Origin of the sequence: Veillonella montpellierensis (assembly GCF_947090115.1) — a bacterium.
Taxonomy (GTDB): Bacteria; Bacillota; Negativicutes; order Veillonellales; family Veillonellaceae; genus Veillonella; species Veillonella montpellierensis.
Map to the genome: position 1 here is coordinate 1 of NZ_CAMUMS010000016.1, position 26,427 is coordinate 26,427.

Here is a 26,427-nt window from a genome sequence, read left to right on the forward strand (position 1 = left end):
CGTAAGACGTAAGACGTAAGACGTAAGACGTAAGACGTAAGACGTAAGACGTAAGACGTAAGTATGAGTTTTAGGTATATAGTATACGTAAATTTAATGAGAATAGTAAAAAAGAATATTGAAATTTATAAATCTATAGTGTATAATAACTCCCGTAGTCAAATTGATGAATGTCGATTTAACAATACTACGAATATATTCATAATACGAGGACTCCTCACCTTGTATTAGATTATGTATGAATGTGACCTCACACATTTATAGTACAAACTGACCTCACAGTTTGTTTCAAAATGTACCTAAAAAAACTACACAGTTACACTACACCTCCATGTAGTGTACGATAAGAAAAACGCTATGATTACCTGTGGGCAGGCGATCATAGCGTTTCTTATTATATAATCAGCACGACTCAGGCAGTACGCTAGGTATGTAGAGTCGATTTCTCGCCTTGTCGTACAATAAGAAAAGTAAGGGGCTAGACTAGGTACGTAGAGTACTTACGGGTAGTATGTAGATGACATGGATTTGAGATGTCAGTTATATAGTATCGATACATGTAAGATGGGATACAGTAAAATAACATACCATTGATGCATACAACCAATTGATGCATCAATGATTGAATTAGAGATACATTAGAGATATATGTATAGCAAGACAGAACATACTGATACGTAAAAAGGCGAATCCATTTGGATTCGCCTTTTTCATGTAAGGGGAGTGTTAGTATTATATCAAATGAAAGTTTTTAATCAAGTGTCTGTAATATAGGGAAAATTACAGACCGTTTGGGGGAGATTAAAAACAAACAATAGAAAATTAGATAGGGGGTCTAATCTTCTTTTTCATTTGATAGGCTCATTATAATGAGAAAATGTGAAATAAAAATGAATTAAGTAATAAAATTTTAAAAAATCGAGTGGCAATCGATACATGATAGATATACGTTATTCGCATGAAGGCAATCGAATTTCAAAAGTAGCGCCTTTACCAATCGTGCTTTGTACTGATGCAGTGCCATTATGAAGATGCACCACCTTGTTCACAAAATATAATCCCAACCCCACACCTTGATTGTCTTTTTTACTGCGCGACGTTTCGGTCTGATATAAACGTTCCCAGATTTTATGGAGATTTTCTTTTTCAATACCAATCCCATTATCGGATACGGTAATCACAACTGTATTCGTATCGCGGCGAGCTTTCACTTGAATGGAATCAGTCGTAAATTTTATAGCATTGTCAATTAAGTTGCCAATAGCGCGACGTAAGGCCACACTCTGAGCCTCTACGACTAGATGAGGGGCTATGTCGAAATCAATAGTAATATGTTTCGTTGTACAAATGCGAAGATAATCTTGTTCCAATTCACTTAGCATAGACGATACATCGAACGCTTCTAGTTGTAACGTTTTAGCGTGATCTAGGCGAGCAATATCAAGGAGCTGACTAATGAGCGATGTCATGAGGCGACTTTGTTCAAAAATATGATTGAATCCCTCTTTCGCCTCCTCTATGGTAGTGCTATATTTTTTCCCAAATTCACTTTCCGCTTGGATCACTGCAATGGGGGTTCGCAATTCATGGGATATATCGGAACTGAATTGCTTTTCCCGATTCGACATATCTTCAAGACTGTCAAGCATCGAATTTAACGTAATGCTTAGCTCATAAATTTCATCTTTCGCCATCGTATCAGTGACCAATAAACGACGGGATAAATTATTTTCCGCACCAATATCGCGCGCCGTTTGAGAGATGGAGTGCAAAGGTCGTAACCCTCGTTTGATTAATAAGTAACCGCCAATAGAACCGACAGCTAGAAAGAGGAATCCTGCTAAAATGAGTCCATACATCATGGCCGCTGTTTTTTTAGTCAAGTCCCGTATCGGTGCTATACCGCGAAGCCAACCGTTAAACCCAGCAATTTGGAAAGGAGAATCATAGTAATAATAGGTACTACGATTGATGGTTATCTCCGTAATATGGTGTGGTGATAATGGCGCTTCCCCTGGAAATCCATCAGGGATGGCGCCTTTGATAATGCCCCCCTTGTCGGAATAAACGAGAAAAAATATACCATTAGAAAACGGTTTGAATTGATGAATGTCGTCGGCCATATTCACCGTAGTACTTTGCAAAGTGTCCTTTAATTGCGACGTTTCCCATCGCTGCGTAAATTGAAAGACGAACACAGATAGCAATATGACGATGAGACTTAGGAATATAGTGTACCACGCCATTAATTTGAACGTTAGAGGAAATCGATCATAGATCTTTGAAAGTCCGCTAAAGAGCATTTTTTCATAATCCCTTAACTTTGTATAGGTAATGCCTTTTGTATGGTGCGCATTCGGGTCACACTTCGCTACGGGAGTGCTCGTTTCACCTGGAGAATCTTTCATTGTGCTACGCTCACTAGTACTAGTAGAGGTGGGTGGGGACACTTTATTTATATGCTGCGCCGCATTGCTTTCTGTATCAGTCTTTGCCTCCGCTGGTGATGCACTGTAGGATGATGGGTCAAGAACTTTAGAATCTGGCTGTACCGGCGCATTATTCTTGCGTTTTGAAGACATAGCCAACTCCGCGCACAGTATGAATCAATTTCTGCTGGTCATCAATATCTACTTTTTTTCGCAAATCCTTAATATATACATCAATTAGATTGGAATAACTTTCATAGTCATATTCCCATACATGATCTAAAATTTGCTGACGGGACAATACGATATTTTCATTGCTAGCTAAATAGTAGAGTAAATCAAATTCCTTAGTCGTTAATGTTACCGGTGTTCCGTTATATGTTACCGTACGGCTTTGCGTATTAATCGTTAAGGGCCCTACGACTAAATCATTTTTAGCTTGTTGTTTGCTCCGTCGCACTAAGGCGTAAATGCGAGCAATTAATTCTTCAAACTCAAACGGTTTTACTAGATAGTCATCGGCGCCACTATTCAATCCAGTCACACGATCTTGCAACGTGTATTTAGCGGTTAATAATAATACAGGCGTTTTATTATTATCGTGGCGAATTTGTCGTAATACACTTAGACCATCAAGCTTTGGCATCATAATGTCCATAATAATGACATCATAACTAGAATTATTGATATACTCTAAGGCTTTCTCGCCATCTAAGCACGTATCAACAGTCATATTTTCTGCGCGCAAATACTTAGCAGTAATATTAACGAGCATTTCTTCATCTTCTACTAATAAAATTTTCATACAACCTCCTGCGTATACGCATATCTATATAACTACATCAATCGATTACTATGATATATGACAGTCACAATAGTATGATGACTATCTATCTTATATATCAACTATTATACATCTCATGAAAGTATCGTCTACTCTCAGTATATTCGTACGGCACTAGCCTAACCTAGTAATGCATCGTTTATCTCGATTACATCTGTACGTATTTCATTATAGCTATATAGTATATATTCATACACAATTATACACTAACATGATGGATGACTCCATGCATAATATTTTCTGAAAGTAGGCACGTATGAATAGATAGTAAGACGGTGATAGGGACGTATGAGCAGCATAGAGGAAAAAAGTAGACCCTTACTGTATAAACATATTAAAGCAATAAAGTTAATCATCGTAATGGAAACATGCTTGAAAGGTGTAGCCCTCACGTTATAAACCTATTAAAGACATAAAGAGTAAGGCTATGAATTTACTTGCCTTACCATAGATAAATCTAAATGCGGACCAACGCATACCGTTATGAATTTACTTTTATTTGTCGTAAGTGCATCCAAATGCGGACTAACGCATACTGTTGTGAATTTATTTTTGTTTGTCGTAAGTGCATGTAAACGATGGAAAAGGGAAATGCAATGAACTTACTATTATTCGCCGTAGATGAACTCATGATATGGACATCGTCAAATTATATGAGATGGCGTGCTCGACGTCATAGGATAGACTAGGCGTCGATAAGAGTCTGATAGCCACTTATACGTGGTATATTCTGTGGTAGTTTTTTGATTACACGAACATTACAAGTTTATTTTATATAAAATGGATAGTTTTTTTAGCATGATTATCGTTAGGAGTCATATGACTGTGTTAGAGGTTGATAAGATGGTTATGAAAATCTTTCATATAGAAATATTTTTACTAACACTGATTACATTTAAAATTCCTCTATATAATAGTAGGCCTTAGTTGAGTTTTATGCATAGATAACAGGTTTTTATAAATAGTCCAAAAAACGTCCAAAAAAATATTGAGAAACATTATCATGAAAAATATTTTATATAAAAAATAAGAGAGAATAATTGATGATAACTTTTAGTTATATACTAATCTTGAAAAAATACATTGAATATTATATATGTAGTAGCACATATGTGCTTAGTTGTGACTTTTATCTCTTTAATCTGTGTAGTTATACACAAAAAAATACAATATTATACAAACATAATATAAGAAATATGTTTGTTAACCCTATTAAAATACATGGGAATTAGTAACTATTAATAAACGATATGTATTTTCAATAAATGAGCTATAAATTAATTATGCATAATTGGCTTTAGACAAAGGGCGTTAATAGAGTCTATAATTATAAGTAATCAAGTGGAGGTTACAACCCTTGTATAGAGGGGTTGTTGTTTGCTCTAAATAATAGGTATATAGGTACTTATGAGGAGGTAACTATGGAACAGTTTGATGTTCTCATTGTAGGTAGTGGTGGCGCAGGTATGCGTGCCGCATTAGAAGTAGGCCGTCGTAAAGGTCTAACTGTAGCGTTAGCTACTAAAATTTTCCCAACTCGTTCAGCAACAGCAATGGCACAAGGTGGTGTTAACGGTTGTTTAAACAACGTAGCTAAGGAAGATACTATCGAAACACATACATTCGATACAGTAAAAGGGTCCGACTATTTAGGGGACCAAGATGCGATTGAATTCTTCTGTCAACGTTGTCCAGAAGGCATTTTAGAAATGGACCAAATGGGCGCTCCATTCTCGCGTACAGAAGAAAACAAAATTGCGCAACGTAACTTTGGTGGTCAATCCTATCCTCGTACTTGCTATAGTGCGGATAAAACAGGTCATGTTATTTTGCATACCACATATGAACAATGCTTAAAAGAAGGCGTTCACTTCTTACAAGAATGGTATTTACTTGATCTTGTAAAAGTAGATGGCCATATCTGTGGTGCCGTTATCTGGAACATGAAAGAAGGTAAAGTAGAAACCATCAAAACAAAAGCAATCGTATTAGCCACTGGTGGTTCTGGCCGTATTTTCTGGACTCGTACAACAAATCCATTCTTGTCTACTGGTGATGGTATGGCAGCTGCATTCCGTGCAGGGGCTGCCTTAAAAGATATGGAAATGGTACAATTCCATCCAACTGGTTTAGGTAAAACTGGTATCTTAATGTCTGAAGCTGTTCGTGGTGAAGGTGGTTACTTATTGAACTCCGAAGGCGAACGGTTCATGAAAAAATATGCACCGAATAAAATGGAATTAGCATCTCGTGACGTAGTAGCAAAAGCTATCGAAGTGGAAATCGCTGAAGGTCGTGGCCTTGGTGGATCTGGTCTAGACGCTTATGTAGTAGCCGACTTACGCCACTTAGGACCAGAAGTAATTATCGAAAAATTACATGGTATTCGTGACTTGGCATTGTCCTTCGAACATTGTGATCCATTGACAACACCAGTTCCAATTCGTCCTACTTGCCACTATATCATGGGTGGTATCGACGTAGTAGACTACAAAACATGTGCTACTGAATTGCCAGGCTTGTTCGCTGCTGGCGAATGTTCCTGTATCTCTATCCACGGTGCCAATCGCCTTGGCGGTAACTCCTTAGCCGACGGTGTCGTATTTGGTCGTGTAGCTGGTACTGGTGCGGCTAATTACGCTACCACTCATGAACAAGTGGAATGCACAACACAATTAGAAGAAAACGCAGCTGAATGGGAAGCTAAGTTCAAAGAAGTCACTGCTCGCAAAACTGGTCGTCCTATTGTAGAAATTCGTGATGCTCTAGCAAATGCGATGTGGAATAAATGCGGTATCTTCCGTAATGAAGAAGGTATGACAGAAGCGTTAAACGAAATCAATCAATTGATTGAAGACTATAAAACTTGCTACGTTGGTGATGCAGAACGTACCTACAACATGGCGTTTGTTAACTACTGTGAAATCAACTCCATGTTGACAGTAGCGAAAGCGATCGTATCTGGTGCTTTATATCGTAAAGAATCTCGTGGGGCTCACTTACGTGAAGACTTTACGAAGCGTGATGATGTAAACTTCTTAAAACATAGTTTACAATACTTACAAGATGACGGAGAGTACAAATTAACAACCCGTGATGTAGTATTCACTAAATATGAACCACAAGAAAGGAAGTACTAAGATGAGACAAATTACTTATAATATCACCCGTTATAATGAAGGCCGTTCTTATGTACAATCCTTTACATTTGATTACGAGCCAGATCGCACTATCCTTTGGGGCCTACAAAAAATCAAAGATACCCAAGATCCTACGTTAACATTCTTAGCAGCGTGTCGTTCTGCTGTATGTGGTGCTTGTTCTGTAAGAGTTAACGGTCAAGCTATGTTGGGTTGCGAAGCTAAAATCGATGAAGTCACAGAACGATTCCATAGCGATACGATCGATATTGCTCCTATCGGTAATTTCCGTGTAATTCGCGACTTGGTCGTTGATTGGGAAGCTAAAGTAGATCGTTTACGTACAGTAGCTCCTTGGATTTTCTTAAAAGAAGAATTGGCAAAAAATGGCGTTCGTCAAACACCAGCCGATTTCAAAAAATTCGTAGCTGGTACAGAATGTATTCTTTGCGGTTGCTGTGCATCGGAATGTAATAAATTGACTGCCAACGAAGAAGACTTCTTAGAACCATATGTATTTACTAAGGCAAATCGCTTTGTATTAGATAGCCGTGATGATGCACCGTTAGCTCATATTAATCCTGCCTTAGCTCATGGCTTATGGAAATGCGTACACTGCATGAACTGTATTTCTCGTTGTCCTAAACATTTGAAACCAGCTCACGATATTTCCAATATGCGTAAAGAAGCTACTAAAGCTGGCTTGTTCGGCGATGGTTTATCTCCAAAAGGTCCTCGTCATGCGTTAGCTTTCAAAGACGACTTGAAGAAAACAGGTCGCTTGAAAGAAGTATCCATGAGCTTGAAATCCGATGGTATTGTAGATTCTTCAAAACAAATGTTCTACGCATTACGTTTGATGAAACATGCTAAAATCAATCCATTGGAATTAATCGTTCCTCAAAAACCAGTCAATGGTATTGATGGCGTTCGTAAGCTTATCAAATTAGCAGAGGAGGCTAGCAAATAATGAAATACGCATTTTTCCCTGGCTGCGTACTTGAAAGTGCAGCAAAAGAAGACTATATGGCAACCAAAGCAGTTGCTAAAAAATTGGGTATCCAAATCGAAGAAATTGACGGTTGGACTTGTTGCGGTGCCTCCCATGTGCAAGACATCGAACCATTAACAACCTTGGCTACCAACGCTCGTAACATTGCTTTAGCAGAAGAACAAGGATTAGATGTATTGACTGTATGTAATACATGTACTCTTATGCTTCGAGAAGCCAAAAAAGAATTAGATGAAGATGTAACAAAACGGACACAAGTCAATAATATGCTTGCCCAAATTGGTAAAGAGTACAAAGGTACTTCGAATATTACTCATTTCTTATGGGTGTTAATTCGTGACTATGGTTTAAATAATTTGAAAGCAAAAGTAGTGAAACCATTAACTGGTTTACGGGTAGCTGAATATTATGGGTGCCATATTCTTCGTCCACAAGAAACAATGGACTTTGAAGATTACCAATTACCAACTAGCCTATTTGATCTAATTACCGCTATTGGTGCTACACCAATTGACTTCTCTCGCAAATTAGATTGCTGCGGTTTCCATGCCGTATATCCTGCACATGATTCAGTTATGGAAATGACTGGTTCCATCAATGCAGATGCTGCTAAAGAAGGGGCTGATTGCGTGGTAACACCTTGCCCTCTTTGCCAAATGCAATTGGATATGTTCCAAAAAGAAGCAGAACAAACTGTAGCGAAAGATAAAGATATGCCAATCTTACACATGTCTCAGTTGATTGGCTTGGCATTGGGCATTACTCCAGAAGAAATGGGTATGCCATCTCGTCACTTAACTAGCACTGCTCCTATTCATAAATATATCTAAGGAAAATATGAATGAGCTATATGGAAGTCGTAAGGACGACTTCCAGTACTAGTAAGTAGGATATGTATTATATGAGCCATAGGGCTTATGTAACGGATAGTTGATTTATTAATCAACTATCCGTTATTTTTGTGTGTCCATCAATGGTAAGGTGCTAGTAGAAAATCGTAATAAATTGTGAGCGTGCGATTATGCAGCATGGTTCTATTTTGATTAGTGGACATCAACTGTTAGTGAACTAGTAGAAAAGAGTACTGCCTAGGGGCGTGATGCGCAGTGTGTTGCATGTAATAGTTTTCCTTACAATATATAGATGGTATGTGATTGGAAAGTTTCTAAATAGATAGCTATTACATACAGAAATACTACATAGGGATTCTATGATTACAAAAAGACGGTGAAAAATGTGATATATAAGAATGGCCTTCCATGTATATGACAGGTTCATAGATCCATGTGTGTAAGAATTAGTATATAAAGAAGTGTGTAAGGATCAATATATAAAGAAACAGAGGTCGTTTCGTATCCTTAGTGGCATGACGGAGAGAACCATGCGTGACAGACTATGATAGAGATGGGAATACTAATGATTGATGAGCTGTTTTTGTTATTTTATAGAGTGGTTAATATCGACATTTTTCTATTGTCAACATACATGAAATTGTTGTTGTTTACTTTTAAGTCCTTTGCTATACTTAGATGATGAGGTAGTAATGGCAATTATCTAATAGAGTAGAAAGTATGGCCATACGTCAGCGGATAGACGTGTCTATGCACGCTGATGAGCGAGCGTAGTTGTACTTTCAGTATGGTATAGAAATTGACTGACTTAGAAGAGGTAAGTAGATGAATAAACAAGATGTGATGATTGAAGTGAAGAACTTGAGTCATGTGTACGAAGATGAAAATGGTAATCCCGTAGCGGCGCTAGAAGATGTGTCGCTAACCATTCATCGAGGAGAATTTGTGGCTATTATTGGCACCAATGGTAGTGGTAAAAGTACACTGGCGAAACATTTTAATGTATTGCTACAACCGTCATCAGGAGCGTGTATGGTTGCGGGCATGAACTCGATGGAAGCGGAGCATATTTGGGATATACGCCAACATGTGGGTATGGTCTTTCAAAATCCAGATAATCAAATTGTAGCCGCCATTGTAGAAGAAGATGTAGCCTTTGGCCCTGAAAACCTAGGCGTTGCGCCAGAAGAAATTCGTAGGCGTGTAACAGAGTCATTGGCAGCCGTCAATATGAGCGAATTTGCACATCATGCACCACACCTTTTATCGGGGGGACAAAAACAGCGCATTGCCATTGCTGGCGTGTTGGCCATGAAACCAGATTGCATTGTGTTGGATGAACCAACGGCGATGCTAGATCCGAAAGGACGTCGGGAAGTCTTGGAAACGGTACGTCGATTGAATAAAGAGGAAGGCATTACGGTTGTGTATATTACACATTTTATGGAAGAAGCGGTTACGGCGGATCGCATTATTGTTATGAAAAATGGCAAAAAATTACAAGAAGGAACTCCGCGTGAGATTTTTTCACAAGTGGATGTATTGAAAGAGCTAGGCCTTGATGTGCCGATTGCAGCGGAAACGGCTGCATCGCTAGTAAAACGTGGCTTACCACTTCCGCCTGGCATTATTACGAATGAAGAATTGGGGGATGCATTATGTCGATAGTATTAGATTCGATTACCTATACATATGGACAGGGTACGCCCTTTGAAAAGACCGCTTTGCACGATGTATCGCTTACTATCGAAGAGGGAGAGTTTGTCGGCATTATTGGTCATACGGGGTCTGGTAAATCTACCTTTGTACAACATTTAAATGGACTTTTACACCCTACTAGCGGTCAAGTGACTGTGAATGGCGTAGATCTTGTGGGAAAGACAGAGGAAGCCAAGAGAATGCGTCATCAAGTGGGGATGGTGTTTCAATACCCTGAACATCAGTTGTTCGAAGAAACGATTGCACAAGACATCGCTTTTGGACCACGCAATTTAGGACTTTCTGAAAGTGAGATTGATGAGCGGGTGCGAGAAGCCATGGCCTTTGTAGGGTTAGAGTATGATACCTATGCAGATCGTTCTCCCTTTCATTTGTCGGGTGGTCAAATGCGACGCGTTGCCATTGCTGGCGTGGTGGCCTTACGGCCGTCTTATTTGGTGTTGGATGAACCATCAGCGGGACTTGATCCTTTTGGTCGGGAAGAAATTTTCAGTCAGATTATGCGCCTTCATCAAGAACAAGGGGTGACGGTCATTCTTGTATCTCATAACATGGAGGATGTTTCACGTATGGCGTCGCGCGTCCTTGTGTTTGATAAGGGAACGGTTGTATTAGATGGCAAACCGCTAGACATCTTTAATCATCATCGTGAGGAGCTACAAGCGGCCGGTGTGGATATACCGCCCGTATCCTTAATGCTTGCAAGTCTACGGGAACGAGGACTTGCGGTCAGCGAGGATTGTTTATCCGTGGACGATGCAGTCGATGCTATTTTGGCGGTGCCATGCATAGAGGAACGCTGTCATAGCAAGGCGAATCGTTCGGAGGCGGTTTCATCTAAAGCGCGTCATCAGTCGGCTAGCGCTGGAGATAGTACACATGAGCGTGAAGAAGGAGGTGTCTAGGTATGTTGCAAAATATAACGATTGGTCAGTACTTTCCAGGCACATCGTTTCTCCATAAAATGGATCCGCGGGCTAAAATTGTAGGGACCACGCTATTCATTGTAGCTATCTTTTTAGCCAATACGGCCATCGCCTATGGCTTAGTAGCCGCCTTCACCCTATTGTGCATGGGCATATCGCGCTTGCCACTTCGCCTCTTATGGACCTCTATTAAGCCCTTATGGATTATTATCGTGTTCACCATGGGCATTCATGTGTTTACGACACCAGGCACAGTGGTTTGGGAATATAGCTGGATTCACATTACCTATGAAGGCCTGTCGATGGGCTTTCAAATGGGGGCACGATTAGTATTTTTAATCTTGTTTTCGTCCCTATTAACCTATACCACATCGCCGATTCGCTTGACCGACGGCATTGAGCATTTGTTGACGCCGTTTAAACGCATTGGCGTACCAGCCCATGAGCTAGCTATGATGATGACCATTGCGTTGCGTTTTATTCCCACCTTGTTAGATGAAACGGATCGCATTATGAAAGCCCAATCAGCGCGTGGTGCCGATTTTGTTACAGGTAGCATTGTAAAACGAGCTAAAAATATGGTGCCTTTGTTAGTCCCTCTATTTATTAGCGCCTTTCGACGAGCCGATGAATTGGCCACTGCCATGGAAGCACGTTGCTATCGAGGTGGCGTGAATCGCACGCGGATGAAAGAGCTATCCATTACTTCCTATGATTATATTGGTGTGGGCGTTGTTGTGGTGATTACGATTATCTTGGCCGTTCTATGGTGGCTTTCATAGAAAGGCCGATGGACCCCTATGGATTTCTAGGACGATGAGTAGGTGAGATATGAGAAATATTCGGCTAATTGTAGCCTATGATGGCACAGAGCTAAAGGGATATCAAAAGCAGTCACCCAATAAAGGCATAACGGTGCAGGGCTGTTTGGAAGAGGCCCTCACTAAGGTGTGTAATGAACCGATTCAAGTGTATGGCGCTTCACGCACCGATGCGGGGGTGCATGCCAAGTTTCAAGTGGTTACGTTTTTTACGACGGGCACGATTCCTACGGATAACCTAGTCCGCGCATTGATTGCCCATATGCCTAGATATATCGTGGTGAGAGGGGCTAAAGAGATTCCCTTAGACTGGAAACCGCGGTGGCGCATTTATGGTAAAGCCTATTCCTATCAAATTCATAATGGCCTCATTGATAATCCCTTAACACAACGCTATCATTGGCATGTGAAAAAGCCGTTAGATGTAAAGCGGATGCGAAGCGCCATTCCTTTTTTGCTAGGAACACATGATTTTACAACGTTGCAAGGTACTAATTCTACGCCGGCGAACCCCGTAAAAACTTTGTACGATATAGTGATTTTACAAGAAGGCGAGAGGATTACAATCCATGTGATGGGCGATGGATTTTTATATCATATGGTGCGCAATATGGCGGGCTTGTTGGTGGATATCGGATTGGGTCGTAAGGCCGTAGAGGATGTAGCTATGTTGTTATTGGCAAAGGATCGAAGGCGTATTGGTAAGACCGCCCCTGCCCAAGGTCTTTGCTTAGAAGAAGTATTTTTTACCAAGGAACGATTAGAAACCTATCGAGATGATTTACATCGTGGCGATAGGGATCGCTAATCGATAGAAGAGTAGCGGTAGGTTCCTAGCACAGCGATAGGTATGACTGGAACTACAAATGGGGCGGACTTTCATGCAGAACGGGTATAGAAAGATGGCGAAATCGCGCTTTGATTCGTTGAATTGTTATTGATGGATTATAGTGTACATGTTACAATTTATACAGTAAAAAGGCTGTAACAAAATAGTATATAGTTACAATGTTTATAGTCATGGATATGTATAGTACATAGTCTGTTAACGCTTAGTATATCCTAAGGAGGGTGAAACACTTGCGTAAAGATTTTATCTGGAAAATGGGTGGACAACAAGGTGAAGGTATTGAATCTTGTGGCGAAATTATGGCTACAATTCTTGCCAAAGAGGGATATTCTCTATATAGTCAACGTTTGTTCGCATCTCGCATTAAAGGTGGTCATACCACATTTGCGTTGCGTATTGCTTTAGAGCAAATTATGTCGATTGGTGAAAGCATCGATTTCTTGGTGGCATTGGATCAAGAAACTGTCGATATGCATGGCGGTGAAGTCCGTGATGGAGGCTTTATTATTTGTGATAGTAAAGTTAAACCTGATTTTTCTAAGTTTGAAGGATCGAAGGTGCACTGCTTGGCGTTGCCAATTTCTGAAACTGCATTGAAACAAGGATCCTTGTTAATGCGTAATATCGTGGCATTAGGTATGTCCGTAGCATTATTGGGATTTGATACGGCGCCATTCAAAGACGCAATCGCCGCTAAATTTGCTAAAAAATCACAAGATATTATCGATAAAAACTTACAAGCCTTTGCCGATGGACATGCGTTAGTGATGGCCTCAAAAGGCGATGTAGAAGTGGATACCTTACCAGCGCCAGGCAAGAAAGATCAAATGTTCTTGCTCGGTAACGAAGCGTGTGCGTTAGGTGCTATTGCAGCAGGGTCACGCTTTATGGCATCCTATCCGATTACACCAGCATCGGAAGTTATGGAATACATGATTAAACATATGGATGCACTAGGGATGACAATCGTACAAACAGAAGATGAAATCGCAGCATGTATGACAGCCATGGGCGGTGTGTATGCAGGGGTTCGCGGCTTTACCTGTACATCTGGCCCAGGATTATCGTTGATGGCAGAATCTTTATCCATGGCATCCATGGCAGAATTGCCAATGGTTGTCATCGATGTACAACGGTCGGGTCCATCCACAGGGATGGCTACCAAAGTAGAAACATCGGATATTGATGCGGCTTGCTATAACGCACATGGGGATTATGCAAATATCGTTATTTCCCCAACTAGCATCGAAGAATGTTTCTATGAAATTCAAAAAGCTTTTAACTTGGCAGAACAATACCAATGTCCAGTTATTTTCATGCCCGACTTGCAACAAGGACTTAACAAACAATCTGTACCATCCTTCGATTTACATCGCGTACCGATTGAACGTGGTCAATTGATGAAAGAAGAAGATTTGCCACCATTAGAACGTCCTCACTATTTCAAACGCTTTCAATTGACCGATAGTGGCATTTCCCCTCGTACTATTCCAGGTATGAAAAATGGCTTATTCCTATCTACAGGACTAGAACATAACGAAGAAGGTAAACCAGCAGAAGCGCCAACTATGCACGTGGCACAAACGGACAAACGCTTTAGAAAATTAGAAACCGTAGCAGATCACTATGACCCATTCTTGGTGAACTGTCCTCATAAAGAGGCGGATGTATTGATTGTGGGCATTGCCTCTAGTCGTGGCGCTTTGGAAGAAGCGGCGGCTGAACTTAATGCAGAAGGTGTAGCAGTCAACCATTTACAATTACGCTTGATTAAACCATTCCCTAAAAAACAATTGGAAGCGTATTATAATACCGCTAAAAAAGTTATCATTTGCGAACAAAACGCAACGGGCCAACTAGCTAATTTGTTTAAAATTCACATGGATGACAAAACTAAAATTTCTAGTTGCTTAAAATATGATGGTAATCCTTTCACAAAATCCTATGTGAAAGCGGCCATTAAGGAGGTATTATAATATGACAACAGCGAATGATTATAGAAACGATATTCGACCTAACTGGTGTCCTGGCTGCGGTCATTATGGTATTCAAGCAGCGATTACCGATGCGATGGTGCAACAAAATATTGCACCAGAAGAATTGGCCGTTATTTCCGGGATCGGTTGCTCCAGCCGTATTGGAGGATATTTCTATGCCTACGGTGCCCATACGACACATGGCCGCGCTTTGCCATACGCACAAGGCGTTAAATTGGCGAATCAAGACCTACATGTAGTATGTTGCTCTGGCGATGGTGATGCGTATGCCATCGGTATGGGACATACTATTCATGCGATCAAACGAAACGTAAATCTTACCTACATCGTTATGGATAACCACGTATATGGCTTGACGAAAGGGCAAACATCGCCACGATCGGACATTGGGTTTGTGACGAAAACATCACCACGTGGCTGTTTTGAAAGTCCTCTTTCCGTTTGCGAAACTGCCATTGCAGCAGGAGCTACTTTCGTAGCACAATCGTATATGATTAACCGCAAAGAATTGGTGGATTTAATTATTAAAGGGATGCAACATGAAGGGTTCTCGTTCATCAACGTATTTAGCCCTTGCGTAACCTATAATAAACAAAATAGCTTTGATTACTTCAAAGAAAACTTGACTACCTTACCAGACGACTACGACTATACCGATCGTTCCTTAGCGTTTAAAACACTTAGCGACACAGATGGATTGGTAACAGGTCTATTGTACCAAGATAATCAAAAAGAATGCTTTGAACGCAGTATGGCGGCCGTTAATGGGGGTATGCATAAACGAGCATTAGTGCATGATGTGGTAAAACCAGATGCGGCACTATTCGATGAACTATGTGCGGCGTTTAAATAAGAAACTTGAACGCGAGTTGTCTGTATAGTCAGAGTGAATGGGTATGGAAAGGTGATATCCTAAGTAGCATCGCGCGATGTATGGATGTACACTGTTAGCTATATAGTAGGAGAATCAGTGTAATTTCGTATAGGGTACTCTTTTGATGAGAGTATAAGCGAGCACTGTCATAGGATATGAAACCGTTTAGCCCCTACACTAGGGCATATATGGAATAGAAGAATACATTAGTATATGATACATAAACAGGCAAGTAGCACATGAGTGCTACTTGCCTGTTTTGTGTAGACGAAGATATGGATAGGATGATAATCAACTGCTACTGGTATATTTTGACGGTTATTAGGGATAGGATCCCTTAGTCATTCGGTTTAATCATGGAATAGAATGTCCATAGAATGATGAACCATACGGGCGTAAAGAGTAGAGCAATACGTGTTTCCTCGCTGATGGCTAGAATGATGAGAATACCCACAAAAAATGCTAGAATCAGATAATTCATAATCGGATAGAAAGGCATTTTGAACGGATTTGTCCGTGCTAATTCAGGGCGTTGCCATCGGTATTTGAGATGGCAAATTACCATCATGGCCCAAATGAACATAAAGCAGAACGTGGAAATACTAGTAATCATGACAAATACAGCTTCTGGCATGACGTAGTTTAATATGACGGTCATCAATAGAATGGAGGCAGAAAAAATAGTAGCTTGAAAAGGTACGTGACTATTCGTCAATCGTTGCATGCCACTAGGTGCATGTCCTTTCTTTGCCAAGGCGTAAATCATGCGCCCCGTACTAAAAATACCGCTATTACAAGCCGATGCAGCCGATGTGAGAACTACAAAATTTACAATAGCTGCGGCGGATACGATGCCTACTGCTTTAAATACTTCTACAAAGGGACTTCTGGCAGGATCAACAGCCGTCCAAGGGTAGATACTCATAATGATCGCCAAGGAACCAATATAGAATAGGATGATACGTAGGGGAATGTTGTTAATCGCTTGTGGAATGACTTTCATAGGATCCTTGGTTTCCCCAGCGGTTAAGCCGACCAATTCGATGCCGGTGAAAGCAAATACGACCATTTGAAAGGATAAAATAAATCCTTCATACCCATTGGGAAACCATCCACCATAGCTCCATAGATTGACGAAAGAAGAAGGGCCGACATCGGTGGAAAAACCTTGACCAATCATAAGTAGACCGATGACGATGAGGGCGATAATGGCAATGACCTTGATGAGGGCAAACCAGAATTCCATTTCTCCAAAATTTTTAACGGCGCGCAAGTTCATGGTTACTAATAGGATGAGTACGACCAAACTAGGGATCCATTGCGGTATGGACGGATACCAAAACTGAAAGTATAAACCGGTGGCGGTTAAATCGGCCATGGCGAGAGAAATCCAACAAAACCAATAGGTCCAACCAGTAATAAAGGCGGCCCGATTGCCTAAATACATTTCTACAAAGTCGATGAAAGAATGTTTACTCACATCGGATAGTAGCAGCTCACCCAAGGCGCGCATGACGAAAAAACAGATAAGTCCAGTTATGATATAGGCGAGTAGAATGGAAGGACCTGCTAAGTGAATGGCGCGGCCAGCACCTAAAAATAAACCAGTTCCGATGGCACCACCAATGGCGAGTAATTGCACGTGCCGATTTTTTAAGCCCCGTTGTAACGTTTCTTCTTCTGACATATTAGAGACCTCTCTTTACTATGAAGTATATGACTATATTGTTTTATGATAAAGTATCCACCGATAAAAGTCAAATGTATTTTTGAGAAATACAAATTTATATTTTCGCATACCTATTACGGAGAAGGCCTATTGATAGTTTCACTCGATATTACTAAAGAGTACACACTAGGCATTCATAGGAATATGCCGTTCTATTGCGTATTAGAACTAATGCTGATGAAAGCGGTGTGTAGGTCATGAAAAGTTATAAAAGAAAGTCTTTCTATAAATACGAAATAGGATGTGCTTTGATAGCACTTGTAAGTAGCAAGTCTACTCAAGTGGCATCTACGCATTCGTTTATTGTGTTTGTTACGGCGATACTTCTTATAAGAAAACAGCACCGCCCCGTGCTACTAATGGATATAGTAGCACGGGGCGGTGATATGTAGTTCCTACATAGGCAATCAGACATGTACTATGATTGTAATGGATACGAGGCGGTCAGAGCCTATTTGACGATTCAATCGCGCCATAGGACATCACTCAATCATAACTTGTATCATAGCCTATGGTACGAGTATGTAAAAGTGTGAATAGGTGTGTGATACGTGCACTTGTCATAGATGATACTTGTATAAAGGGATGAACGGTAGCATCTATAACAGGAGAGTACGGTAGGCTCTATTGTGCTTTGATATCTAAGGCGTGTAATGCGTGAGCTTTTAAAAGGCAATATAACGAATTAACACCAAGATGGCGAGTACGTACATAATCCAGTTGACTTCCTTAGCGCGTCCAGTGATGAGCTTAACAAGTGGATAGATAACGAGCCCTGCAGAGATACCGTTAGCAATGCTGTAGGTGAATGGCATTAAGGTAATGACTAGGAATGCAGGGAACCCTTCTGTCCAATCGTCAAAGTCGATATCGCGAATGGCACCAATCATTAAGGCACCGACGATGATTAAAATTGGTGATGTAGCACAACTTGGTACGATGGTGATTAATGGGGTAAAGAAGAGACATAATAGAAATAGAATACCAGTAGTCACTGCGGTTAAACCCGTGCGACCTCCAGCACCAACACCTGCCGTACTTTCCACAAAGGCGGTAATCGTACTAGCACCGAGTAAGGAACCGACACTGACACCGATAGCGTCTACGGTCATAGCTTTGCCAAGACCTGGGAAAGAACCCGTTTTAGGATCGGCAATCTTCGCCTTGGTAGCGGTGCCGATTAATGTTCCCATGGAATCGAATAATTCCACAAAGGTGAAGGAAAAGATGATGGTGATTAAGCCCATATGAAAGGCACTCGGTATATCCAATTCAAAAAACGCCGCTTTACTCATGTCGGGGATAGCGAGACAAGTAAAGTTGTCAGGAATGGCAGCATTCCCCGTTATATGCGCCACGATAGTGGTAACGATGACACCGATAAGCAAGGACCCTTGTACGTTGCGTGCCATTAATAAACCAGTAATAATAACGCCAAATAAGGATAGCAATGTATGAGGATCGTGAAAGTTACCGAGCGTTAGCAAGGTTTCAGAGGCTGGTGGCACTAGGGAACCATGGGATTGACTGAGTGCGGCCATTGATTCTGGACTTAACGATAGGGATACGGTCATCAGTCCTGATAATTTTAATCCAATAATCGTGATAAATAAGCCGATACCTACGGTGATGGCTATTTTCATGGAAGCGGGAATGCCTTTTACGATCATTTGTCGAATGGAAGTGAGCGTTAATACGAGAAAGACCATGCCCGATATAAAAACGGCACCTAGGGCAGTTTGCCATGGAATATGCATGCCTAATACTACGGTAAATGCATAGAATGCTAATAGACCTACGCCAGGGGCTAAGGCAATGGGATAATTGACGATGAGTCCCATGACGATGGTTACTAGACCGCCGCCGAGCGCTGTAGCAATTAGGACCGCATCTTTGTCCATGCCGGCAATACCTAAGATGTTAGGTGCCAAGAATAGAATATACGCCATTGTGATAAATGTTGTGAATCCAGCAATGATTTCTGTTTTAACAGTCGTGTTTCTTTCTCGTAAGGAGAAAAGTTTTTCTAACATTTTTTACCCTCCTAGCAAAATTGTTCGTAAATATATCTTATTGTAGCATGCTTGCCCTATTTCGTATATAGTCAATTATGGTTTTTAAGGATTCTTCGATAGAACCCATACAGTGATGGGGAGGGATTTATTTTATAAATACATATCTAACTTGTTGGAATTTATGATATAATAGAATAGTAACGAATGAATGATTGTATTGCGCATCGTTCAGGGATGAATGGGAGTGATACCGATTCATACCCTATACTGTATACTATTGATTGTGAATAGAGGTTTAGATTATGAAGATTTCCACAAAGGGACGGTATGCATTGCGTGTCTTGGCGGACATCGCAGAGCATGGAACAGATAAAAATGTATCCATTCGTGAAATGGCAGAACGTCAAGAAATTTCAGATAAATATTTAGAAGGCATTGTCGCTCGGTTGAGTGCTGCGGGATTTGTAAAGAGTGGTCGCGGCAAGTATGGTGGTTATCGCTTAACGCGGGAACCAAAAGATTACAACGTTTACGAAATACTAAATGCAGCGGAAGACTCCATTGCCTTAGTGGCTTGTTTAGAAGATGATGCAGACATATGTCCTCGTGCAGATAGTTGTTTAACGATGCCACTTTGGACACACTTACAGCATCGTTTTCGTGAATGTATGGAAGAAATTAGTTTGCAAGATGTGATGGATCGCAAATTTTCTGTATAGTGCGAGTGCCTACAAATTAATATGTGAATAGGACCTGTTGCAATCTATGCAATCTAGAGGAAGAAAGCAGTTTAACTGTTACCCTTGCAGGCCTCATGTGTAATAGTGGTATACGTCTATAAGATAGTATATCACTGTTTTTTATTCACATATTCCTAGGATAGGTTATACATCTCTTATATGTGTGATGCGATTAGATAGAAATAAAGTGTGATAGGTGTAGTGGATAGAAGGAGAGATTGTATGAACAAAGACCATTTAGAAGATAAAGAATTAGGAGGCATGAAAAACGTTTGGATATTAACCATTTCCATGTCGGCATTGGCTGTGTGCTATACCATGCTAGTGCCGTTTTTGCCCGTGTACTTGCTAGAATTAGGCGTATCACAAGGCAGCGTAGCCATGTGGTCAGGTGTTGTTTTTTCCATCACCTTTTTAATCGCTGGGATTATGGCACCGATTTGGGGCAAAATGGCGGATGCACGAGGTAAAAAAATGATGGCCATTCGTGCAGGTATTGCGATCGGTATTTCCTACGTACTCATCGGCCTCGTTACCAACCCATGGCAACTACTCTTGGGGCGTGCTTTTCAAGGATTTGCTAACGGATTCATGCCAGCGGCGATGACCCTCGTATCGCTGAGTGTTAGTGAAAGACGGGTAGGAAAGGCGCTCGGCATCTTTCAGACGGGGCTTATACTGGGGAATGTCATTGGCCCATTTCTAGGTGGTTTTGTAGAAAGTTTAGTGGGAATGCGTCCCGTATTTTATGTGTCGGGTGTCATTGTCATTCTATCCACCTTGGCGGTGGCGTTTTGGGTAAAGGAACCGAATGTGGCGTCGAAAGCGTTACAATCGAATCAGACTGATGAGGAAGCACCTGCCACTAAGAAACGCTCCACATCCTTGTTAGACGACTGGAAACAGATTCGCAGTAACCATATACTGGTGCGGTTATTATGGGTATATTTTGCCATGCAATGTGCCATTTTGATGTTGCAACCAATTTTGGCCTTGTTCGTAGGCGAAATGGAAGGATCCATGGAACATGCGGCGATGATTTCCGGTACCATTTTGAGTGTTGGTGGTTTAGCAGGCTCTGTTACTACTAGTTTCTGGGTTCGTTTAGGAGAACATAAAGGCTATTTCCAAGTTATCTCTTGGTGCTTAGCTGGTACGGGGGTCGTACTTTTATTACAAGCGTTGCCACTAGGTATTTATTGGTTCGGCGCCTTACAAATTTTAGTAGGCTGTTGTATTGTAGGCATTAACCCATCCTTGAGTACGGCGGTTACGCTCCATACAGAGGCGAGTTTCCGCGGTCGTATGTTTGGCATGGCGACGATGGCACAACAATTTGGTAGCATGATAGGGCCATTATTTGCCAGCGTAATTACTACGTTGCTAGGATTTTCGCCAATGTTCGCCATTACTGGGGCCTTATTGCTCTACATGTCGTTCATGACGAAACAATTAATTACCTATGAAACGTGTACTCGTGAAAGTAGTAGTCGTTAAATCATTGCTACGTAATGTATGTCATACGTTTCTCGGCTAGACTCACGTTGTGACATGGTGGCACAGTAAGAGGCGCCACAAGAGAGAACATGCCTAGGCGTGTTCAAGTTTTCCCATTTGACGGTGGTCGTGATAGAACCGTTTGCGACGTGAGAGTACAGACTTAGGTGAAGGGGCGTACTTTTAGAATCTAACGGTGGCCGTGATAGCACGTAAGGGTTAGTCATAGGTCATAATAGAACGTAAGGGCAATCATGAAGGAGAAAATTTCTAGGACCTAATGGTATGTTTCAGTAACCGGTATGCATGATGGCGATGGTGTGATGATGCATGGAAATCTATGCTTAGGTCCATTCGTATATGACGTAAGCGGGTATGAAAGGGTGATAGGATGCGTGTTGTATGTATCGGTGACAGTTTAACGCGTGGATATGGCGTTACATTTGGCTCTGGTTGGGTCGAATTATTAAGTGCAGCGTACGAGGGGAGGATACAATTCGTTAATGCCGGTATCGATGGAGATACCTTGGAAGGCATGTTGTATCGCGTTCATAGGCTCATAACTGATGCGGATATGGTAATTCTCATGGGTGGCACGAACAATGTGCTCATGGGGCGTGATGCGACGAGTTGCCTTACCCTATTAGACCGTATCATTCGAGTGGTACAAGAAGAACAGATACCATTGATGGTATGCTTAGCGCCGCCTATTGATGGGGAAATAGCAGAGGAAGACAGTGTGCTACGTGATTATAATGAATTAGTTAGACACTATTGTGAGGATCGCCACATTCATACGATTGATTTCTATCATCTTATCGATACCCATAGAAAAAAAGGCGAAGCTCTATATGTGGGCGATGTGCATGTGAATGAGCGGGGCCATCAATACATGGCAAACCTAGCACAAGCGGCCATTGATGCCTATGGTGACCTACGTTAATAGAGACATCATCTGCACCTACTATCGTACTGTCTAGTACCGATGTAACCTATTCGCCTAATTCTACAATATCATCAAATAGTAATCTACATTGTAAGGAATTAGAATTCTTGTCGCCATGGTAATGACCGAAATACCATTTTTTATAGGTTAGACGACTGTGTAACTTTGTTAGATATGCCTGTGTGGGACAGGCAAGTAATAATTTATTGAAAGCTAGCTCTTGGTAGACGGAGAAAAATTGTTCTGGCGCCGTATGAGTAATGACATAATCGACGTGCCAATTAGCATGTTCTAACACGTCTATGCCATGAGCTTTTTCTGCAGAAGAAGCATTTTCTTCGGGCCACCAAGACACATGTTCTGTGCGTGATGCTTTGTCGACACTCGTTGCACCGCCAAAGGTAAATATAGTATTTTCTCCAAAAGTAAATAATTCACCACGGCATAAGTGATAGATATGGGGTGCAATGTTTTGCACTTTACCGCCCCATCGCTCCTCGTAGGGGAATGTTTGTAACAAATCAAAATTTTCGTGATTACCATCGATAAAGCAAGTGGTAAATTCATAGTCTGAAAATAGGCGCAGTAATTCAGTATCATTTTGCGATCGGGCACTCCCTGGTTGCCACCAAGGGATGCCAAAATCGCCAGCTACAATTAACACATCCCCTTTCCCTAATTGGGGACAACGATCTGGTATCGATGTAATAACAGGTTTTTCACCATGTAGATCGCCAGTGATAAAAATACGCATAAGACACCTCTCCTCTGTGACGATGCTTTAGAATATACATCATATAAGCAACTGTAAACAATGAAACTATGATACAAGACTAGAATTATGATATAAGACTATGACTACATATAGAATCGTGAAACTACCGATAAGCTATCTAGGCTACGTATCGTAACATATGTGGATTCGTAAGACTATAGAGTGTATAGGCTTAACATACTACAAGTTATACATAGCTTGCTATAGGTTACGTATAGCATACTATAAGCGAACTATAAAGTATAGACAGAGGATAGAATTCCATGAGTTAGGATAGAGTCATAGATAAGGGATAGAGCTATCACCTAGGTATATAGGAGTAGCATACGGATACAAATATAGGCTACCTATAGTAGCATGATGGGAACGTCCGCTTGTAGGGGCATTCACGTAGGGATTTAATTAAAAAATCATCGGCGTAATCGGTAGTAATACCGGCTACGCCGATGTTACATGTATGGAGTGGAATAGCAACTGCACCAAAGAATGGAAATAAATAATGCAATTTAAAGAATATGATACAGTCAAAACTTTAGTGGCAAAAGATGGATATCTACTGGCTACTAGTGGTAGTTGATAGAAATCACAAGCGGATTCTTTTACATAGCGCCACCTTTCAGAATATAGGGAATGAAAGGAGGTGAGATGTATGAAAAAAGAAATGGAGTCTACGAAATTGATCTTTCGTTTAGAAAACGGTTTGAATACAGCAGGCAAGATGACGTATAAACAGGTTACTTTCTCACGCGTTGTAGATAGTGCTAGTGATGAAGTGGTGCAAGCTGTGGGCGCAGCCTTAGCCACATTGCAAGATAAAGCGTTACAGGCAGTGATTCGTTTGGATCAACAAAAATTATCTGCTGAGTAGCGGATAGGGTGTAGGACCTATGCTCGTGATGAGTGATAGGGTTTGATGATGATAGTAAGGGAGATGTTAGTATGGTAGAACGTCAAGTGTTATATTTAAAATTTGCCACACCGAGTGGTAAAGAATCTTCGGTAACAGTAGCACATCCTAAAGCAGGGTTAACATTAGCCGATGTGACGAAGGTAGCATCTGTGATTACCGATAAACAAGCATTAGAAAGTGCTAATAAAGAACCGTTGGTATCTTTTAAAAAAGCATATATTGTAACGACCACCACACAAGAGTTGGTGTAATATATAGGGTAGGTTAGTATAACGGACCAGGCAGTTCGTAATTGGTGAAAGCCCCTCACCATAGGCAATGAGTGTATTGCCTATATAAAAGCCCCTATCATAGCCGTAGTGCATTAGTAATGTATTGATTACTAACACGCCGTGACTATGATAGGGACTTTTTTTGTCATAGGAACGTGATGTATATTCTTTATGCCTATGATGGCATAGGCGTCTTCGTTTATGGAAGCGGAAAGCTAAAATTATCAATCAAACGCGTTTGTCCGATGTATACGGCCATAGCGACTAGCACAGGGCGATCGATGACCGATACGGTTTCCATGGTGCATGCATCGACAACTTCTATGTATTCAGTACGGGCCAACGGTTCTTTGTCGATGATGGCATGCATGGCTTGTAGTAATTCGCCGGATTTCATTCCCTGGTGGATGATGTGTTGACCGTGAAAGATTGCTTTTGATAGACAAAGCGCCGCTGTTCGTTCCTCTGGCGATAAATAGGTATTACGGGATGATTTAGCCAATCCATCTGCTTCACGAACGATAGGGCAACCGATAATTTCTACGGGGGTGTTAAGATCTTCCACCATCTTTTTAATAATCGCTAATTGTTGTGCATCTTTTTGACCAAAATAGGCGCGGTCAGGGGTTACGATGTTGAATAGTTTAGTCACCACCGTACAAACACCGTGAAAATGAATCGGGCGACTTAGGCCGCATAAATGTTCATTAAGGCCATTGACGATGACGGATACATGAGGGTCATGATACATGTCGCTAGGATCTGGGAAAAATATGATATCTGCCCCCAGACTTTCACAAAGAGCCTGATCACGTTCGGGGTCACGAGGATAGGTAGATAAGTCTTCCGTAGGTCCAAATTGAGTAGGATTGACAAAGACGGATACAACGGTATGATCATTATCGGCGACGGAGCGCTGAATCAAAGAAGCGTGACCTTCGTGTAAATACCCCATAGTGGGAACGAAACCAATGGAGCTCTCTTGGCGTTTCCATTCCCTTACGGTTTGGCGCATATCTTGAATCGTAGTTATTATTTGCATAGATGTCATCCTTTCTTGGTGTAGATAGAGAAGATAGCTCTGTTCTGACAAATAGATTACTTCATATCGGCTAATAAACCATGGGTTTCATAATGAGTGAGTCTTGTAATATGGTTATTGTCATCTACAAATACGACAGATGGTGCATGATGCTTACATTCTGTGCTATCCACATGAGCGTAAGCCATAATAATTACTTTGTCGCCAGTGCAAGCACATCGAGCGGCAGCGCCATTTAAACAGATAACGCCGCTATGTGCCTTGCCGGCAATGGTATAGGTTTGAAAGCGTTCGCCATTATTGACATTGACAATGTCTACTTTTTGATATTCCTGTATACCGGCCGATTCCAGTAGGTGCGCATCAACTGTAATGCTACCTACATAATCGAGTTCGGCTTGTGTTACGGTGGCACGATGAATTTTGCCAGCTAATAATTCTATGGTCATAATAGATGGGTACTGATGATGATTACCGTGTAGAGAATTTCTACATGGTATGAAAGTACCGTAGACTCCTTTCTGGGATATGTACAAAAAAAGTCCGATGGAGATATTCCATCGGACACAGTAATATTACGATGATACAGAAGATGATATAGACTGGGCGGTCATTATATACTAAGCACGCTAGTTTCATAGGACTTCTCTTGCATAGAAGGCACATACTGTAGTACATGTGTGGAATCTAACATAGGAATTCATCAGCCAAGCATGTAGCGATCTAGTTAGTAAGAAGATGTTTCTGGTTCATCCTAGAAACACCTACAATCGACCTATCTATTGCCATGCCGTAGGTAACTATGACAGTATAGTGGCCTAAGGCGGTAGGTACATCTTTGTATACTCTATGAGAGAAGCGATCTTGTTCACATCATGTAGATTGTGCAAGGGCGACTCTGTTTGTAAATTGGTATAAAGTAATGTGTCAGATAGAGTATAGTTTCACAGAATACTATCTCCGCTAGTAGTATACCACAGATTCAGCGAGGGCGGTATAACAAGTAGCAGTTTTAATCAATGGGGCCTATGGTGAAAG

The 26,427-nt window shown here is 41.1% G+C and carries 21 protein-coding genes; 14 read left to right on the forward strand and 7 right to left on the reverse strand.

Going from position 1 to position 26,427, the window contains the following annotated elements; all coding sequences use genetic code 11:
• Positions 1-950: 950 nt before the first annotated feature.
• On the reverse strand, positions 951-2,582 hold the full coding sequence (locus P6940_RS07690; protein WP_277293688.1) for a sensor histidine kinase: 1,632 nt from the start codon (positions 2,580-2,582) through the stop codon (positions 951-953).
• The gene (locus P6940_RS07695) at positions 2,560-3,234 is read right to left on the reverse strand and encodes a response regulator transcription factor (protein ID WP_038153032.1); all 675 of its coding nucleotides are present in this window, start codon (positions 3,232-3,234) and stop codon (positions 2,560-2,562) included. The genes P6940_RS07690 and P6940_RS07695 overlap by 23 nt, the downstream gene beginning before the upstream one ends.
• Positions 3,235-4,694: 1,460 nt before the next feature.
• On the opposite strand from P6940_RS07695, the gene P6940_RS07700 reads away from it, so the two are divergent.
• From P6940_RS07700 to P6940_RS07740, 9 genes are all read left to right on the forward strand, one after another.
• Positions 4,695-6,413: an FAD-binding protein gene (locus P6940_RS07700; protein ID WP_277293689.1), complete on the forward strand. Its 1,719-nt coding sequence runs from the start codon at positions 4,695-4,697 to the stop codon at positions 6,411-6,413.
• A 1-nt stretch (position 6,414) separates the two neighbouring features.
• A complete protein-coding gene (locus tag P6940_RS07705) occupies positions 6,415-7,383 on the forward strand; it encodes a succinate dehydrogenase/fumarate reductase iron-sulfur subunit (protein ID WP_028257584.1) in 969 nt (322 codons plus the stop codon).
• Complete coding sequence (locus P6940_RS07710; RefSeq protein ID WP_028257583.1) at positions 7,383-8,255, forward strand: CoB--CoM heterodisulfide reductase iron-sulfur subunit B family protein; 873 nt, start codon at positions 7,383-7,385, stop codon at positions 8,253-8,255. The genes P6940_RS07705 and P6940_RS07710 overlap by 1 nt, the downstream gene beginning before the upstream one ends.
• 846 nt (positions 8,256-9,101) lie before the next feature.
• Positions 9,102-9,944, forward strand: coding sequence for an energy-coupling factor transporter ATPase (locus P6940_RS07715; protein WP_277293690.1), 843 nt, complete (start codon positions 9,102-9,104; stop codon positions 9,942-9,944).
• The gene (locus P6940_RS07720) at positions 9,935-10,900 is read left to right on the forward strand and encodes an energy-coupling factor transporter ATPase (RefSeq protein ID WP_277293691.1); all 966 of its coding nucleotides are present in this window, start codon (positions 9,935-9,937) and stop codon (positions 10,898-10,900) included. The genes P6940_RS07715 and P6940_RS07720 overlap by 10 nt, the downstream gene beginning before the upstream one ends.
• Positions 10,901-10,902: 2 nt before the next feature.
• Positions 10,903-11,703 carry an energy-coupling factor transporter transmembrane component T family protein gene (locus P6940_RS07725; RefSeq protein WP_277288321.1) on the forward strand — a complete coding sequence of 267 codons (801 nt, stop codon included), beginning with the start codon at positions 10,903-10,905 and terminating at the stop codon, positions 11,701-11,703.
• Between the two features lie 49 nt (positions 11,704-11,752).
• Positions 11,753-12,550 (forward strand): tRNA pseudouridine(38-40) synthase TruA, encoded by a 798-nt coding sequence (truA, locus tag P6940_RS07730; RefSeq protein WP_277293692.1) that lies wholly within the window; start codon positions 11,753-11,755, stop codon positions 12,548-12,550.
• A 272-nt stretch (positions 12,551-12,822) separates the two neighbouring features.
• Complete coding sequence (locus tag P6940_RS07735) at positions 12,823-14,568, forward strand: 2-oxoacid:acceptor oxidoreductase subunit alpha (RefSeq protein WP_244869373.1); 1,746 nt, start codon at positions 12,823-12,825, stop codon at positions 14,566-14,568.
• 1 nt (position 14,569) lies between these two features.
• A complete protein-coding gene (locus P6940_RS07740; protein ID WP_028257578.1) occupies positions 14,570-15,442 on the forward strand; it encodes a 2-oxoacid:ferredoxin oxidoreductase subunit beta in 873 nt (290 codons plus the stop codon).
• 358 nt (positions 15,443-15,800) lie between these two features.
• On the opposite strand, the gene P6940_RS07745 is transcribed toward P6940_RS07740, so the two are convergent.
• Entirely contained in the window at positions 15,801-17,150 is a 1,350-nt protein-coding gene (locus P6940_RS07745; RefSeq protein ID WP_277293693.1) for an amino acid permease, read from the reverse strand.
• A 707-nt stretch (positions 17,151-17,857) separates the two neighbouring features.
• Complete coding sequence (locus P6940_RS07750) at positions 17,858-19,225, reverse strand: NCS2 family permease (protein ID WP_277293694.1); 1,368 nt, start codon at positions 19,223-19,225, stop codon at positions 17,858-17,860.
• Between the two features lie 284 nt (positions 19,226-19,509).
• Here P6940_RS07750 and P6940_RS07755 point away from each other — a divergent pair, with 284 nt between their 5' ends.
• The 3 genes from P6940_RS07755 to P6940_RS07765 all read left to right on the forward strand — a co-directional run bounded on the left by P6940_RS07755 (position 19,510) and on the right by P6940_RS07765 (position 22,387).
• Positions 19,510-19,926: an RrF2 family transcriptional regulator gene (locus tag P6940_RS07755; protein ID WP_038152591.1), complete on the forward strand. Its 417-nt coding sequence runs from the start codon at positions 19,510-19,512 to the stop codon at positions 19,924-19,926.
• 243 nt (positions 19,927-20,169) lie between these two features.
• Positions 20,170-21,444 carry an MFS transporter gene (locus P6940_RS07760; RefSeq protein WP_052076886.1) on the forward strand — a complete coding sequence of 425 codons (1,275 nt, stop codon included), beginning with the start codon at positions 20,170-20,172 and terminating at the stop codon, positions 21,442-21,444.
• A 391-nt stretch (positions 21,445-21,835) separates the two neighbouring features.
• Complete coding sequence (locus P6940_RS07765) at positions 21,836-22,387, forward strand: SGNH/GDSL hydrolase family protein (protein WP_277293695.1); 552 nt, start codon at positions 21,836-21,838, stop codon at positions 22,385-22,387.
• Between the two features lie 49 nt (positions 22,388-22,436).
• Here P6940_RS07765 and P6940_RS07770 read toward each other — a convergent pair whose 3' ends face one another.
• Complete coding sequence (locus P6940_RS07770; RefSeq protein ID WP_277293696.1) at positions 22,437-23,144, reverse strand: metallophosphoesterase; 708 nt, start codon at positions 23,142-23,144, stop codon at positions 22,437-22,439.
• A gap of 670 nt (positions 23,145-23,814) precedes the next feature.
• On the opposite strand from P6940_RS07770, the gene P6940_RS07775 reads away from it, so the two are divergent.
• On the forward strand, positions 23,815-24,033 hold the full coding sequence (locus P6940_RS07775; RefSeq protein ID WP_277293697.1) for a DUF1659 domain-containing protein: 219 nt from the start codon (positions 23,815-23,817) through the stop codon (positions 24,031-24,033).
• Positions 24,034-24,065: 32 nt separating this feature from the next.
• Positions 24,066-24,326 (forward strand): DUF2922 domain-containing protein, encoded by a 261-nt coding sequence (locus P6940_RS07780; protein WP_277293698.1) that lies wholly within the window; start codon positions 24,066-24,068, stop codon positions 24,324-24,326.
• 220 nt (positions 24,327-24,546) lie between these two features.
• Here the strand turns inward: P6940_RS07780 and panC are convergent, their stop codons facing one another.
• Positions 24,547-25,389 carry a pantoate--beta-alanine ligase gene (gene panC / locus P6940_RS07785; protein WP_277293699.1) on the reverse strand — a complete coding sequence of 281 codons (843 nt, stop codon included), beginning with the start codon at positions 25,387-25,389 and terminating at the stop codon, positions 24,547-24,549.
• A 56-nt stretch (positions 25,390-25,445) separates the two neighbouring features.
• On the reverse strand, positions 25,446-25,838 hold the full coding sequence (panD, locus tag P6940_RS07790) for an aspartate 1-decarboxylase (RefSeq protein WP_028258268.1): 393 nt from the start codon (positions 25,836-25,838) through the stop codon (positions 25,446-25,448).
• Between the last annotated feature and the right edge of the window lie 589 nt (positions 25,839-26,427).